We start from the raw sequence: 13179 nt of genomic DNA, 5'->3' as shown, positions 1-13179 counted from the left end.
GACCATTGACAGGAAACCTGTCCGTAATGAGACTGCGAACCAACAGGAATCCTGTTGGTTGAAATCTTGGCGATCTACGCTGGGGAGTGGGCAATGACGACCACCATCGACACCGGCCCGGGGCAGCTGTTCATCGGCGGACAGTGGCGCGAGGCCGCCGACGGCGCCCGTACGGACGTGATCGACCCGTCCACCGGGCAGGTGGTCACCACCGTCGCGGAGGCGGGCGCCGCCGACGTCGACGCCGCCGTGCGCGCCGCCCGCGAGGCCTTCGACGGCGGCGAGTGGTCCGGACTGAGCGGCCGGGAGCGCGGCCGGATCCTGCACCGGGTCGCCGAACTGATCCGCGAGAACGCCGAGGAGCTCACCGCCCTGGAGAGCCTCGACGTCGGCAAGCCGGTCACGCTGTGCGGCGCGGTCGACATCGCCAACGCGGCCAACGACTACGAGTACTTCGCCGCCCTGGCCTACTCCCTGGACGGCGCCACCCGCGACACCCCCCTCAACGCCCTCGCCTACACCCGTCGCGAGCCCCTCGGCGTGGTCGCCGCGATCACCCCCTTCAACTTCCCGCTGATCCTGGCCGGCTCCAAGATCGGCCCGGCCCTCGCGGCCGGCAACACGGTCGTCCACAAGCCCGCCGACGAGACCCCGCTCAGCGCCCTCTACATGGCCCGCCTGCTGCAGAAGGCCGGGGTCCCGGACGGCGTGGTCAACGTCGTCACCGGCACCGGCCCGGTGGCCGGCGAGGCCCTGCTGCGGCACCGGGGCGTGGACAAGATCGCCTTCACCGGCTCCAGCGCCGTCGGCCGGCATGTGGCGTCAGCGGCGGGCGAGGCGCTCAAGCCGGTCACCATGGAACTCGGCGGCAACGCCGCCCACGTCGTCTTCGAGGACGCCGACCTGGAGAAGGCGGTCGGCGCGATCATCAAGGGCTTCGTCTTCAACACCGGCCAGTTCTGCATGGGCGGCCCGCGCCTGCTGGTGGCGCGCGGGGTGTACAGCACCGTGCTGGGCATCCTCGCCGAGGCCGTACCCGGCGTGCCCGTCGGCGACCCGCGCGACGCGGCCACCGTCGTCGGGCCGATGGCGGGGGAGAAGCATCTGAAGAAGGTCGAGGAGTACGTCGCCCTGGCCCGCAAGGAGGGCGGCCGGATCGTCTGCGGCGGCGAGCGGCTCGAACTGAACGGCGGCTCCTACTACAAGCCCACCGTGATCGCCGACCTCCCCAACGATTCCCGGGTGGTCCAGGACGAGATCTTCGGCCCGGTCCTGACCGTGCAGCCCTTCGACTCCGAGGACGAGGCCGTGGCCCTCGCCAACTCCACCCCGTACGGCCTCGCCGCGGGTGTGCAGACCTCCCACCTGGCCCGTGCCCACCGCGTCGCCGGCCGCCTCCAGGCGGGCATCGTCTGGATCAACGACTGGGCGATGCTCGACCCCGCGGTGCCCTTCGGCGGGGTCAAGGACTCCGGCTTCGGCCGCGAGTACGGGCCCGAGGCCCTCGCCGCCTACACCAAGGTCAAGTCCGTCGTCGTCTCGCTCGACTGAGCGCCCCCCCGCACCATCGAACCGAAAGGAGTTCACGCGATGCCCATCACCACACGTGCCGCCGTGGTCGAGTCCGGGGGAGCGCCCTTCACCCTCTCCGACGTCGTACTCGACGAGCCGGGACCGCACGAGGCGGTGGTCCGCATGGTGGCGGCCGGCCTGTGCCACACGGACCTGGGCGTGGCGAGCGGCGGACTGCCCTTCCCCCTGCCCGGAGTGCTGGGCCACGAGGGAGCGGGCATCGTCGAGGCCGTCGGCTCCGCGGTCACCGGTGTCGCGCCCGGTGACCACGTCATCCTGTCCTTCACCTCCTGCGGCGAGTGCCGCAACTGTCACGGCGGGCACCCCGCGTACTGCGCGACCTGGCTGCCGCTGAACCTCATCGGGGGCCGCCGGGCCGACGGCAGCGGCACCATCAGCCGGGGCGGCGAGCCGCTCGGCGGCCACTTCTTCGGCCAGTCCTCGTTCGCCGAGCGGGCCCTGGTGGACGAGCGCAGCCTGGTGAAGGTCGACCAGGACCTGCCGCTGGCGTCCCTCGCCCCGCTGGGCTGCGGGGTGCAGACCGGTGTCGGCGCCGTCTGGAACGTACTGCGGCCGGTCGCGGGGAACAGCGTCGTCGTCCTGGGTGCCGGAGCGGTCGGCCTGTCCGCCGTGATGGCCGCCGCCCTCACCCCGGCCACCACGATCGTCGCGGTCGACCGGGTCGCCGAACGTCTCCAGCTGGCCCTCGAACTCGGCGCCACGCACACCGTCGACGCGGGGGAGGAGGACCTCGCCGGGGCGCTCGCCGACATCACCGGCGGCCAGGGCGCCGACGGCGTCGTGGAGACCACCGGCAACGTCGGCGTACTGCGCCAGGGCGTCGACGCGCTCGCCGCCCGCGGCACCCTGGTCATCGTCGGCGCCCCGCCGTTCGGCACCGAGGTCGCCCTGGACGTCAACGGGATGCTCGGCGGCAAGCGTGTGGTCGGTCTCACCCTCGGCGACAGCGAGACCCAGACCTTCATCCCCGCCCTGGTCCAGCTGGTGAGGGACGGACGGCTCCCGCTGCACCGCCTGATCAGCACCTATCCGTTCGCGGACATCGAGCAGGCGGTGCGGGACATGAAGGCGGGCAAGGCGATCAAGCCCGTACTCACCTTCTGAACGGCCGACTCACCTGGTCAGTCGACCAGCAGCACCAGCTTCCCGATGGTGCGGCCGGTGTCGCCGAGCGCGTGCGCCTCGGCGGCGTCGGCCAGCGGGAAGGTCCCGGCGATCGTGGCGCGAAGCTTCCCCGCCTCGACCAGCTCCGCGATCGCCCGCATCCCGCTGCGCGAGGCGTCCACGAGCATCCGGACCGCCCGCACACCGAGCCGCTCGGCCTCCTCGGGGAAGTCGTCCGATCCGACCGGCAGGATCGAGACCACGACGCCGCCCGGGCGCAGCACGCGCAGCGACCGCGTGGAGTGGTCCCCGCCGATCGTGTCCAGCACCACGTCGACGTCCTTCACGGCCTCGGCGAAGTCCGTCTCCCGGTAGTCGATCGCCTCGTCCACCCCGATGGAGCGCAGGAAGTCGTGCTTGCCCGCGCTCGCGGTGCCGATCACATACGCGCCGCGCGCCTTGGCGATCTGCACGGCCACATGCCCGACGCCGCCGGCCGCCGCGTGGATCAGCACCCGCTGTCCGGGCCGTACGTCCGCCGTCTCGACCAGCGCCTGCCAGGCGGTGAGGGAGACCAGAGGCAGGGCGCCCGCCTGCGTGTGGTCGATCCCGGCCGGCTTGTGCGCGAAGGCGCGGGCCGGGCCGGTGACGTACTCCGCGTGCGAGCCGTGGCCGTAGGGGTAGGGCAGCATGCCGAAGACCTCGTCGCCGGGGCGGAAGGCGGCGACGCCGATGCCGACCGCCTCGACCACGCCGGAGACGTCCCAGCCCAGGACGAAGGGCGGCTCGCCCAGGAAACCGCCGGTGGCGCGGTGCTTCCAGTCCGTGGGGTTCACCCCGGCGGCGCGCACCCGCACCAGCACCTCGTTGGGCTTCGGCGCGGGCCGCTCCAGCCGTACCTCCTTGAGAACCCCGGGCCCGCCGAGGACGTCCTGACTGATCGCACGCATGGTGTTCACATCGCTCATGGTCAACCAGCCTGCCCGTCTCCGCCCGCCCGGGAAATGGCATGATTGCCAACATCCGATAGGATCGTGCCATGCGTGGCAAGCGGAGCAGTGAACGGGTCGTGGTCCTGGCCCTCGACGGCGCCTACCCGTTCGAACTGGGCATCCCCAGCCGGATCCTGGGCGCGGCCGACGGCCGGTACGAGGTGCTGACCTGCACGGTCGACGGCGGCCCGGTCCGCACCAACGCGGACTTCTCGGTCACCGTCGAGCACGGACCCGAGATCCTGGACACCGCCGACACCGTGATCCTCACGGCCGTCCCGCCGGCGCACATCCCGGACGAGCTGCCGGACGCGCTCACCGCCGCGCTCGCCCGGATCCCGGAGCACGCGCGCGTGGTCTCCATCTGCACCGGCGCCTTCGTGCTCGCCGCCGCCGGACTGCTCGACGGCCGCCGGGCCACCACGCACTGGCAGGTCGCCGACGGCTTCCGGCGCCTCTTCCCCCGCGTCACCCTCGACCCGGACGTGCTCTTCGTCGAGGACGGCCGTTTCCTCACCTCCGCGGGCGCCGCCTCGGGTGTCGACATCTGCCTGCACCTCGTACGCACCGACCACGGCCATGAACTCGCCAACACCGTCGCCCGGCGCTGTGTCGTCCCGCCCTTCCGGGACGGCGGCCAGGCCCAGTACATCGAGCAGCCGGTGCCCGACGCCGGCGCCGCGAGCACGGCGGACACCCGCGCCTGGGCCCTGGAACGCCTCGGCGAACCCCTCACCCTCACCGACCTCGCCGGGCACGCCCGGATGAGCCTGCGCACCTTCGCCCGCCGCTTCAACGACGAGGTGGGCGTCAGCCCCGGCCGCTGGCTGATCCAGCAGCGAGTCGTCCGGGCCCGGCATCTGCTGGAGTCCAGCGACCTGTCCGTCGACCAGATCGCGGGCGAGGTCGGCTTCGCCACGGGCGCCTCCCTGCGCCAGCACCTGCACGCGGCGATCGGGGTGTCGCCGCAGGCGTACCGGCGTACGTTCCAGACGGCCCGCTGATCTTCGAACGTTCCGGTCCGCCGCCGCGTCGAAGGGACACGGCAGTGACCGGGACGCGAAGGAACAGGGGCGGGAAAATGCGCAGAGGACTGATCATGACGGCGGCGCTGGTGGCCATGACGACGGTGTCGTGCGGCGGTGAGGTCGCGGGGGACGACGAGGCGGCTCCAGCTCCTGCCCCGGCCTCGGCCTACAGCGGTCCGCTGCACGGCTCCGAGGCCGCCCGCCGGGCGCTGGAGTGCGAGGGGAAGGTCTTCGAGAGCGGCGGCGGCGGTGCGTGGAGCGAGGGGGACGGCGGCGGCAGTCCCGAGGAGGGGCTGAAGGCGTACTTCGACATCGAGCAGCCCGATGTCCCCCGGTCCGGCTACCGGGCGGAGCGGAAGGAGGGTGACCGCGTCCTGTACTCCTTCGACGTCGCGGGCCGCACCAAGGTGGCCGTGGTGGTCGCCAAGGACCAGAAGAACCGGCCCGGCTGGGGACCGCAGTCCAGCGCCTCCTGCGATCCGGCCGAACTCCCGGCGAGCTTCACGGACTCCCAGGAGTACGAGATCTGGACGGACCGCTCCGGCAAGCGGGTACCGGTCACCGAGGTCAGCAGCAACGGCGGTGCGGAGCACTGCGACTGGCAGAGCGCCCACTTCCTGGCCATGGGCGGCGGCAGGGACGCCAGGCTCTACGTCCGTGACCCCGAGGGGCTGTTCGAGGTCGGTGCCCAGCTCTCCGCTCCGTACGACGGGGACGTCCGCATGCCCGCGGGGGCCCACGACACCGGATACCGCTTCAAGCACTGGCGGCTGTGGCTGACGGACGACAAGACGAAGGCGTACGTCCGCACCCCCGACGGCGTCGAGGCCTGGCCGCAGGCGAAGGACGGCGTCGGCTGCAAGTGAGCCGTCACCGGCTGCGGTGCAGGGCGACCAGCAACTGCCAGACCTGATGGGCGACTTGCTCCGGGCTCGCGTCCAGGAGCCCGTGCAGCCAGTCGGCGAGGACACCGGCGAAGGTCGCCGCCACGGCCGAGGCGACCAGCGGGGCGTCGGCGGCGCCCGCCCGTTCGCGCTCGGCCAGGCTGCGGGCCCTGAGGTCCCGGTGCAGCACGTGCCCGAGCGGTCCGCCGCCGCCCGGGGTCAGCAGGGTGCGGTACAGGCCCGCGTGCGGGGCCAGACCCGCGAAGAACGCCGGCAGTGCGGGCGGGGCGTGCACCGGGTCGGGCCGGCCGCGCCAGGCGTGCAGCGCCTCGACCGCCTCCCGTACGACGTCCGCGCAGGCGTCGACGGCCAGCGCCTCCAGGCCGTCGTAGTGCACGTAGAACGTGGCCCGGCCCACCCCGGCGCGGCGCACCAGCGCGGCCACGCCGACCTCCGCCAGCGGCCGCTCGGCGCACTCGGCCAGCAGGGCCGCGCGCAGCCGCGCCCGGGTGCGGGCGGCCCGCGGGTCCTCGGGCGCGGGCCGGGTCACCGGGCGGCCAGTACGGCGGCCAGGGCCAGCGCGCCGGGCAGCGCCTGGGCGAACAGGATGCGGCGGTTGGCCGTGGCCGCGCCGAACACGCCCGCGACGACGACACAGCACAGGAAGAACACCTGCGCGCGCTGCCCCGTCGGATCGGCGGCGATCAGCCCCCACACCAGACCGGCGGCGAGGAAGCCGTTGTAGAGCCCCTGGTTGGCGGCCATCGGCGCGGTCGCGCGAGCCATCTCCGGGTCGAAGCCGTGCAGCGCCCGGCCCGGCTTCTTCTGCCACAGGAACATCTCCATCACCAGGATGTACGCGTGCAGCGCGGCCACGAGGCCGACCAGTGTCTTCGCCACTATTTCCACGATCTGTGGGCTCCTCATTCTTGGACAGGTGTCCAGGATAGCTGGACACCTGTCCAGGAGTGAAGCTCGCTGCCGGTGCGTGACGGAACCCTCACTCCCATGCACCGTGCGGTTGATCCTTTGGGGTTCAAACCCGATAAGCTCCAGTCCGTCACTGCGAGTTGACGTGAGTGCACACCCCCCTGATTCGATCGTGTTTGCTTTCGAAGGATGCAGATGGAACTCGCCACTCCGCCACCGGCGGCGCGGGCACCTGTCGCTTGGTACAGCTGGTGGCTGATGCCACTGGCCTTAGGAGGCGGGACGGTTGCCGCCACGTTCATGAGCTCGGAGCGAATAACCGCCGCCGTCGCCGGTGCCGCCGCCACCGCCGCCGGCGCCGTGTGCGTACGGCTGCTGATCCGCTCGCAGCGTCAACTGCGCCGCGTTGAGGGCGGTTTCCGCACCACGCAGGCCGAGCACACCCAGCAGTGGCAGCAGCATGTGGCAGGCCTCGAGCGGAAGTTCAGCGCCGAACGAGCCGCCCTTGAGGCGCAGCTGACCGAGCAGTCGGCCGCGTACGAGGACCGGATCGCCGAGCGGACGGCCGCCTACGACACCCAACTGGCCGAACAGGCAAGGGCGTACGAGCAGCGGATCGCCGACACCGCCCAGTCCTACGAGGCCCAGCTCGCCGACCGGGCGGAGGTGTGGCAGGAGGAACTCGCCCACCAGCGGGAGGCCGTCGCCCGGCTCGCGAACGAGCAGCTGCCCGAGGCACTGAAGCGGCTCAGGGCCGGCGACGCCATCGACGACGTACTGCCCGCGGCGAACCAGTGCGCGAAGGTCGACGCCGAACTCCAGGCCGACCTGCGCCGGATCCTGCGGACCTCGCTGATCGGCCTGGAGGAGGAGTTCAACCGCTCCACCTCCGCCGAACAGGCCGTCATCAGCATCGGCAACCGCATCCACGTGCTGACCAGCAAGCTCCGTGGCCGACTGCACGAGATGCAGGGCGAGCACGGGCGGCTGCCCGCCGTCGCCCGGGGCCTGATGGAGCTCGACCAGGAGCTCGGCCCCGCCGACTCGCTCGCCGCGAGCATCGGCGTGCTGGGCGGCTCGGACCGCCCCGGACGGCAGTGGCAGGAACCGCAGCGGCTGCTCAGCGTGGTCCGCGGCGGTATCGGCCGGATCAAGGACTTCCACCGGGTCGAGGTACGTCACCTGCCCGAACTCGGTGTCGACGGCGGCCTGGTGGACCACCTCACCCTGGTCTTCGCCCACCTCCTGGACAACGCCGCCCGCTACTCGCCGCCCACCGAGCCGGTGATCGTCTCCGGCAAGGAGGTGCCGAACGGCGTCGGCATCGAGATCCAGGACTCCGGCAAGGGCCTGAGCGAGGAGAAGAAGCGCGAGGCCGAGCACTCCCTCGCGGGCACCGCGGCCGGTCCCGGCCTCGGCGGCATCTCCGAGGACGCGAACATCGGCCTCCGCGTGGTCGGCATCCTCGCCCGCCGCTACGGCATCCGGGTCACCTTCGCCGACTCTCCCTGGCTCGGCACCTCGGTGGTCGTCGTGGTCCCGCACAAGTACTTCAGCCCGATCGCCGCGCCCACCCCGGCCACGGCCACCCCCGCCGCTTCGGCCCCGGCCGCCGCCCAGGCCCCCGCCGCGGCTCCGGCCCCCGCCGAGGCACCGGCCGACACCGACGACGCGGTGGACACCACGCCCGGCGGCCTGCCCCGGCGCCGCAGCAAGCGCCGCGAGCCGGAAGAGCAGCGCCCGGCCGAGCCCACCGCCCGGCCCGAGCAGGCCTCCGTCACCGCCGTCCCCCCGGACGCGTCCTTCGCGGGTCTGGCCGCCTTCGCCACGGCGGGCCGCGCGCCCGGCGGGGCCGAACCCGCCCTGTCCGAACGGGAGTCGACCGAGCCCCGGGCGGAGGCCGACGAGACGAACCCCGCACGCGAGCCCGTCGGACGCGAGTCCACCGAGCACCGCAACGAAGAGAGCGACTAGTCCACATGACGCAACAGGGAACCGACGTGAGCTGGGCGCTCCGCGATCTGGTGGAGAGCATCCCGGAGATCCGCTTCGCCCTGGTGGCCTCCAGCGACGGGAAGGCCATCACCTCCTTTGGCGCCGAAGACCCCGACGACGTGGACCGCTTCGCGGCCGTGGTGGCCGGCCTGCAGGCCCTGGCCCAGCCGGTCGCCGAGCAGTTCCCCAAGTACGCGGGACAGCTGCGGCTCGCGATGATCGAGGTCGACGGCGGCCACCTCTTCGTCGTACGCGCCGGGGTCGAGACCTATCTGGGCGTCCTCGCCCGGGAGGGCCTCGACCAGGGCCTGCTCGGACACCAGATGAGGGACCTGGCCCGCCGGATGGGCGAGCTCCTCGGCACCACTCCGCGCCTGGAGGAGCACTCTGGATGAGTGCTCCCCGCCGGCCCACGGACCCGTCCGGTCTCGAGCGCTACTACGTCCTCACCGGGGGGCGCAGCGGACCGGGCGGGTCGGCGTCGAGCCTCGACGTGGCGACCCTCATCGTCTCCCGCACCGGCCCCTTGCCGGGCATGCAGCACGAGCACGAGGAGATACTCCGGCGCTGCCGTGATCCGCTGTCGGTGGCCGAACTCGGCGCCCATCTCGGATTGCCCTTCAACATTCTCGCGGTGCTGTTGGCGGATCTGCTGGACGCAGGCCGTATTGAAGCCCGTGATCCCATTCCGGCGCACGACGCCGGACGCGGGCCCGACCTCGCGCTCCTCCAGGAGGTACTCAGTGGACTTGAAAGGCTTTGACCATCCCGGCCGGCCCGCCGCCGGGGGCATCCGCTCGGTCAAGGTGATGATCGCCGGCGGGTTCGGCACCGGGAAGACCACCATGGTCCGCTCCGTCAGCGACATCAAGCCGCTCACCACCGAGGAGACCCTCACCCAGGCCAGTGTCGGCGACGACCATCTCATCGGCGTCGCCGACAAGGCCGAGACCACCGTCAGCCTCGACTTCGGCAAGATCAGCCTCAACGACAGCCTGATGCTGTACCTGTTCGGCACGCCCGGCCAGGAACGGTTCTGGTTCCTGTGGAACGGCCTGTTCAAGGGCGCGCTCGGCGCGGTCGTCCTGGTGGACACCCGCCGCCTGGCCTCCAGCTTCCGGGCGATCGAGGAGATGGAACGGCAGGACGTGCCGTTCGTGATCGCGCTGAACATCTTCCCCGACTCGACCAAGCACCCCGTCGAGGAGATCCGGGACGCCCTCGACATCTCCCCGCACACTCCGATCGTGGCCTGCGACGCCCGCGACCGGGCCTCCAGCCGCGATGTGCTCGTGGCGCTCATCCGCCACCTGCAGGAACGGTCCGCCGTCGCACTGGAGTCCCGATGAACGACCAGCCCCACGGCCCCGACGCCCCGGCCGGGTGCCCCGTCGCCCACGGTTCGGGCATCGCCCGGCTGTACGGTCCCGAGTCGGAGACCGATCCGCATGGCATCTACGAGCGGTTGCGCAAGGAGCACGGGAGTGTCGCCCCGATCCTGCTGGAGGGTGACATCCCCGCCTGGCTGGTGCTCGGCTACCGGGAGAACCGGCGGGTCCTGGACAACCCCCTGCAGTTCAGCCGGGATTCAAGGATCTGGCGGGACTGGAAGGCGGGCCGGGTCGCCGACACCTCGCCGCTGATCCAGATGCTGGGCTGGCGCCCGGACTGCGTCTCCCAGGACGGCGAACCGCACCGCAGGCTGCGCGGTGCGGTCACCGACAACCTGCTGGCGGTGACCGGCCGCGGCATCCGCCGTCACGTCACGCACTTCGCCAACAAGCAGATCGACGCGTTCGCCGACGCCGGCCGCGCCGACCTCGTGACGGACTTCGCCGACTATCTCCCGATGCTGGTCCTCACCCGGGTCGTCGGACTCGCCGAGAGCGAGGGGCGCAGCCTGGCCGAGTCCAGCCACCAGATCATGAAGGGCAGCGCGGACGCCCTCGCGCACAACGAGAAGATCATGGGCGTGCTAGGTGAACTCGCCGCCCGCAAGCGCGCGGAGCCGGGCTCCGACTTCGCCACCGGGCTCATCGACCACCACGCGAGCCTGGACGAGGACGAGCTCCTCAACCATCTGCGCCTGGTGCTGATCACCGGCCACACCATGACCAGCAACCTGCTGGCCCGGGCGCTGCAACTGATCCTCACCGACACCAACCGGCGCTCCGGGCTGGTCAGCGGGCAGCTGGACATGTCCGCGGTGGTGGAGGAGGTCATGTGGAACACCCCGCCGCTCGCCGTGCTGCCGGGCCGGTTCGCCACCTCCGACCTGGAGCTGGGCGGCTGTCCGATCAAGGAGGGCGACCTGCTGGTCCTCGGCCTGACGGCGGGCAACATGGACCCGCAGATCCGGCCCGACGCCGGGGTGTCCGTGGTCGGCAACCAGTCCCACCTCGCCTTCAGCGCCGGCCCGCACGAGTGCCCGGCACAGAACCTGGGCCAGGCCATCATCGAAACGGCCGTCAACGTCCTCCTCCACCGCCTCCCCGGCCTGCGCCTGGCCGTCCCCCCGGACGAACTCACCTCCACCGCCTCCACCTGGGAGTCCCGCCTGGACAGCCTCCCGGTCGAGTTCACGACGTAACCCCGCCGGAAGAATCCGGCACCCGCGCGAACACCCGCCCCCGCGCGGGTGCCGCCCGCCGGGAGGCGGGCGGAGGTGCGGGCTCTGGCGCGGTCGCGTGCGCGTGCGGGTTGTGGGTTCCCGGCGGGGGTGGTGCTCTCGCCGACGGTGGGGCGTCCGCCCCCGGACCACCGCCCGGTGCCGGAGCACCGCCGACCCCCTTCCCTCCCCCCAGCGACCCCGCGCGGGTCCTTGAAGAACCCAAAACCCATAGCAGGGGTGGTCGGGGTGGTCAGACTGCCAGGAGGTCGTCCACGGAACCGCGGCCGGCCCGTTCGGCGGTGGTCGCGGGGCTTTCCTTGGCCGCCGCGTAGCGGCCGGTGGTCAGGGCCCATTCGTAGTTGCCGTTGATCCAGTGCTGGATGGCCTCCACGCCCATCCGCACCCGGGCCCGCTGGTCCTCGTCCAGACCGAGTTCGTCGCACATCCGCGGCACGCGCGCCTCGAGTGCGACGTACTCGTCGAGACAGGCGGTGGTCATGCGGTACGCCTCGTCCGCCGCGTCCTGCCAGGTGCCGCCCCGCTCTCTCTGTAGGACGCATATCAGGTTGTGGCCGTCACCTCGGCGCCGTTCGCGCTCGAAGGAGTGGATGTCGTTCATGAACCCGATGGTGTCCGCGGCCAGGTCGCGCATGCGCTCCATCAGCGGATGCGCCTGCACCTGCGCCGGAACCTCGAAGCCGCGGCTGCGCTCACCCGCGTCGATGCTGTGGTGGATGCCGACCGTGCGGCGGCGGAACTCCGCGTACTCGTCGAGCCCCAGCGTTCCGGCCAGCCCCCGCGCCGCTAGGTCGACCTCCTCGCAGTGCGCCACCAGGAACCGCCCCCAGGAGGCCGCGAACCGCGTCTGCCATGTCAGGGACATGCCATCCGAAAGGTGCCGCCAGACCTCCGCCCAGGCCAGCGTGATCGGGCAGACCACCCGCGGCCGGCTGCCCGCCGGACGCAACGGCGTGACGATCAGCTCGCGCGCGACCTCGGCGATCCGGTCGGCGCGGTCCGGCTGGTTGGCGTCGAACTGGTCGTCGAACAGGAAGGCCAGCGAGAACCAGTTCATCAGCACGACCATGTCGTCCGCCGAGGCGTGCGGATAGGTGCGGGCCGCCGCCTGCGGCAGGTCCCAGGACTGGTACTCCTCGAACCCGGCCTGGCTGCGCACCAGCCCCATGTCCCAGATCCAGCGCAGATGCCGGGCGCGCGCGTACTCCAGATGGTCGCTGACGGGGGTGTCGAAGGGCAGGTCGAAACGGACGTCCTGAGGCATGCGCTTCCTTTCGGGAGACGGAACGCAGGTCCCCCCACTCCTGCGAGCGGGCGGCCAGACGGCCGCCCGCGCACTCGAACTGCGCTTCGTGGCCCGAAAGTTGAGCCGAGAAGCGGTACGAGACTGCCCAGAGAGTAAATGATCTACACCGTGACCTGACCGTGATGTCTGTTACTGCTCACGCCTCATGAGTCGCGTACACTCCCTCGCCTCACACACAGGCCGACTGCCTTGCGGGAAGCGGCCGTTGGCCGACTGAATCCGCGGGGCGGGGATAACCGCGAGGAGAGGGACCCCGTCATGAGGGCCCTGTCATCCCCGTGGAGGAAACATGGCACTGGTGAAAGCGGGCGTCGTGGTGCTCGACTGCGCCGAGCCCGAGAAACTCGCCGAGTTCTACAAGGAGTTCCTGGAGGGCGAGGAGACGGACGCGTCCGCCAACCTCGTGGAGATCCGCGGCGCCGACGGGGTCCGGCTGGCGTTCCGCCGCGACGTGAACGCGACCCCGCCGAGCTGGCCGCGCCCCGAGAACTCCCTCCAGGCCCACCTGGACTTCCTGGTGGACGACCTGGACGAGGCGGAGCGCAGGGTGATCGGGCTCGGCGGACGGCCGATCGACACGAAGGACGCGGCCGGGCCGTACGAGGAACGCGGCTACGCCGACCCCGCCGGGCACTCCTTCACCCTGCGCCTGATGCCTCCCACGGCGCCCAAGCAGGGCTGAGCGGGAGGCCCGGTTCAGGCGGTTCAGCCCCGGCGG

The 13179-nt window shown here is 71.8% G+C and carries 14 protein-coding genes; 10 read left to right on the top strand and 4 right to left on the bottom strand.

Going from position 1 to position 13179, the window contains the following annotated elements:
* Nucleotides 1–93 precede the first annotated feature (93 nt).
* Nucleotides 94–1551, top strand: a complete 1458-nt coding sequence (locus tag ACZ7L0_RS26365) for an aldehyde dehydrogenase family protein (RefSeq protein WP_471245027.1) — start codon at nucleotides 94–96, stop codon at nucleotides 1549–1551.
* Between the two features lie 39 nt (nucleotides 1552–1590).
* Nucleotides 1591–2697 (top strand): NAD(P)-dependent alcohol dehydrogenase, encoded by a 1107-nt coding sequence (locus tag ACZ7L0_RS26360; protein WP_471245026.1) that lies wholly within the window; start codon nucleotides 1591–1593, stop codon nucleotides 2695–2697.
* Nucleotides 2698–2714: 17 nt separating this feature from the next.
* Here ACZ7L0_RS26360 and ACZ7L0_RS26355 read toward each other — a convergent pair whose 3' ends face one another.
* A complete protein-coding gene (locus ACZ7L0_RS26355; protein WP_471245025.1) occupies nucleotides 2715–3665 on the bottom strand; it encodes an NADP-dependent oxidoreductase in 951 nt (316 codons plus the stop codon).
* Between the two features lie 71 nt (nucleotides 3666–3736).
* Here ACZ7L0_RS26355 and ACZ7L0_RS26350 point away from each other — a divergent pair, with 71 nt between their 5' ends.
* Together ACZ7L0_RS26350 and ACZ7L0_RS26345 are read left to right on the top strand one after the other, a co-directional pair.
* Nucleotides 3737–4693 carry a GlxA family transcriptional regulator gene (locus ACZ7L0_RS26350; RefSeq protein ID WP_471245024.1) on the top strand — a complete coding sequence of 319 codons (957 nt, stop codon included), beginning with the start codon at nucleotides 3737–3739 and terminating at the stop codon, nucleotides 4691–4693.
* A 77-nt stretch (nucleotides 4694–4770) separates the two neighbouring features.
* A complete protein-coding gene (locus ACZ7L0_RS26345) occupies nucleotides 4771–5583 on the top strand; it encodes a hypothetical protein (protein ID WP_471245023.1) in 813 nt (270 codons plus the stop codon).
* A 4-nt stretch (nucleotides 5584–5587) separates the two neighbouring features.
* Here ACZ7L0_RS26345 and ACZ7L0_RS26340 read toward each other — a convergent pair whose 3' ends face one another.
* Both ACZ7L0_RS26340 and ACZ7L0_RS26335 read right to left on the bottom strand, forming a co-directional pair.
* Nucleotides 5588–6151 (bottom strand): TetR/AcrR family transcriptional regulator, encoded by a 564-nt coding sequence (locus ACZ7L0_RS26340; protein ID WP_471245022.1) that lies wholly within the window; start codon nucleotides 6149–6151, stop codon nucleotides 5588–5590.
* The gene (locus tag ACZ7L0_RS26335) at nucleotides 6148–6510 is read right to left on the bottom strand and encodes a DUF1304 domain-containing protein (RefSeq protein WP_471245021.1); all 363 of its coding nucleotides are present in this window, start codon (nucleotides 6508–6510) and stop codon (nucleotides 6148–6150) included. Before ACZ7L0_RS26335 ends, ACZ7L0_RS26340 begins: the two co-directional genes overlap by 4 nt.
* 216 nt (nucleotides 6511–6726) lie before the next feature.
* On the opposite strand from ACZ7L0_RS26335, the gene ACZ7L0_RS26330 reads away from it, so the two are divergent.
* Genes ACZ7L0_RS26330 through ACZ7L0_RS26310 form a run of 5 tightly spaced genes read left to right on the top strand, consistent with a single transcriptional unit; the run spans nucleotide 6727 to nucleotide 11116 of the window.
* Nucleotides 6727–8505: an ATP-binding protein gene (locus ACZ7L0_RS26330; RefSeq protein ID WP_471245020.1), complete on the top strand. Its 1779-nt coding sequence runs from the start codon at nucleotides 6727–6729 to the stop codon at nucleotides 8503–8505.
* Between the two features lie 5 nt (nucleotides 8506–8510).
* Nucleotides 8511–8921, top strand: a complete 411-nt coding sequence (locus ACZ7L0_RS26325) for a roadblock/LC7 domain-containing protein (RefSeq protein WP_030043913.1) — start codon at nucleotides 8511–8513, stop codon at nucleotides 8919–8921.
* On the top strand, nucleotides 8918–9289 hold the full coding sequence (locus ACZ7L0_RS26320; protein ID WP_471245019.1) for a DUF742 domain-containing protein: 372 nt from the start codon (nucleotides 8918–8920) through the stop codon (nucleotides 9287–9289). Before ACZ7L0_RS26325 ends, ACZ7L0_RS26320 begins: the two co-directional genes overlap by 4 nt.
* Nucleotides 9270–9875, top strand: a complete 606-nt coding sequence (locus ACZ7L0_RS26315; protein WP_471245018.1) for a GTP-binding protein — start codon at nucleotides 9270–9272, stop codon at nucleotides 9873–9875. Before ACZ7L0_RS26320 ends, ACZ7L0_RS26315 begins: the two co-directional genes overlap by 20 nt.
* Nucleotides 9872–11116 (top strand): cytochrome P450, encoded by a 1245-nt coding sequence (locus ACZ7L0_RS26310; protein ID WP_471245017.1) that lies wholly within the window; start codon nucleotides 9872–9874, stop codon nucleotides 11114–11116. The genes ACZ7L0_RS26315 and ACZ7L0_RS26310 overlap by 4 nt, the downstream gene beginning before the upstream one ends.
* A 271-nt stretch (nucleotides 11117–11387) precedes the next feature.
* Here ACZ7L0_RS26310 and ACZ7L0_RS26305 read toward each other — a convergent pair whose 3' ends face one another.
* Nucleotides 11388–12419 (bottom strand): 7-epi-alpha-eudesmol synthase, encoded by a 1032-nt coding sequence (locus tag ACZ7L0_RS26305; protein ID WP_471245016.1) that lies wholly within the window; start codon nucleotides 12417–12419, stop codon nucleotides 11388–11390.
* A 331-nt stretch (nucleotides 12420–12750) separates the two neighbouring features.
* Between ACZ7L0_RS26305 and ACZ7L0_RS26300 the strand changes: the two genes are divergently transcribed.
* Nucleotides 12751–13143, top strand: a complete 393-nt coding sequence (locus ACZ7L0_RS26300) for a VOC family protein (protein WP_471245015.1) — start codon at nucleotides 12751–12753, stop codon at nucleotides 13141–13143.
* Nucleotides 13144–13179: the final 36 nt, after the last annotated feature.

Source organism: Streptomyces sp. NPDC039424, assembly GCF_055639495.1.
This window is presented reverse-complemented; position numbering and strand designations above follow the sequence as displayed.

Bases quoted from the DNA above. Each gene is read 5' to 3' on its own strand.
- ACZ7L0_RS26300 (WP_471245015.1), top strand. From the start codon at position 12,751: ATGGCACTGGTGAAAGCGGGCGTCGTGGTGCTCGACTGCGCCGAGCCC.
- ACZ7L0_RS26345 (WP_471245023.1), top strand. From the start codon at position 4,771: ATGCGCAGAGGACTGATCATGACGGCGGCGCTGGTGGCCATGACGACG.
- ACZ7L0_RS26355 (WP_471245025.1), bottom strand. From the start codon at position 3,665: ATGAGCGATGTGAACACCATGCGTGCGATCAGTCAGGACGTCCTCGGC.
- ACZ7L0_RS26360 (WP_471245026.1), top strand. From the start codon at position 1,591: ATGCCCATCACCACACGTGCCGCCGTGGTCGAGTCCGGGGGAGCGCCC.
- ACZ7L0_RS26305 (WP_471245016.1), bottom strand. From the start codon at position 12,419: ATGCCTCAGGACGTCCGTTTCGACCTGCCCTTCGACACCCCCGTCAGC.
- ACZ7L0_RS26310 (WP_471245017.1), top strand. From the start codon at position 9,872: ATGAACGACCAGCCCCACGGCCCCGACGCCCCGGCCGGGTGCCCCGTC.
- ACZ7L0_RS26350 (WP_471245024.1), top strand. From the start codon at position 3,737: ATGCGTGGCAAGCGGAGCAGTGAACGGGTCGTGGTCCTGGCCCTCGAC.
- ACZ7L0_RS26320 (WP_471245019.1), top strand. From the start codon at position 8,918: ATGAGTGCTCCCCGCCGGCCCACGGACCCGTCCGGTCTCGAGCGCTAC.
- ACZ7L0_RS26325 (WP_030043913.1), top strand. From the start codon at position 8,511: ATGACGCAACAGGGAACCGACGTGAGCTGGGCGCTCCGCGATCTGGTG.
- ACZ7L0_RS26365 (WP_471245027.1), top strand. From the start codon at position 94: ATGACGACCACCATCGACACCGGCCCGGGGCAGCTGTTCATCGGCGGA.
- ACZ7L0_RS26330 (WP_471245020.1), top strand. From the start codon at position 6,727: ATGGAACTCGCCACTCCGCCACCGGCGGCGCGGGCACCTGTCGCTTGG.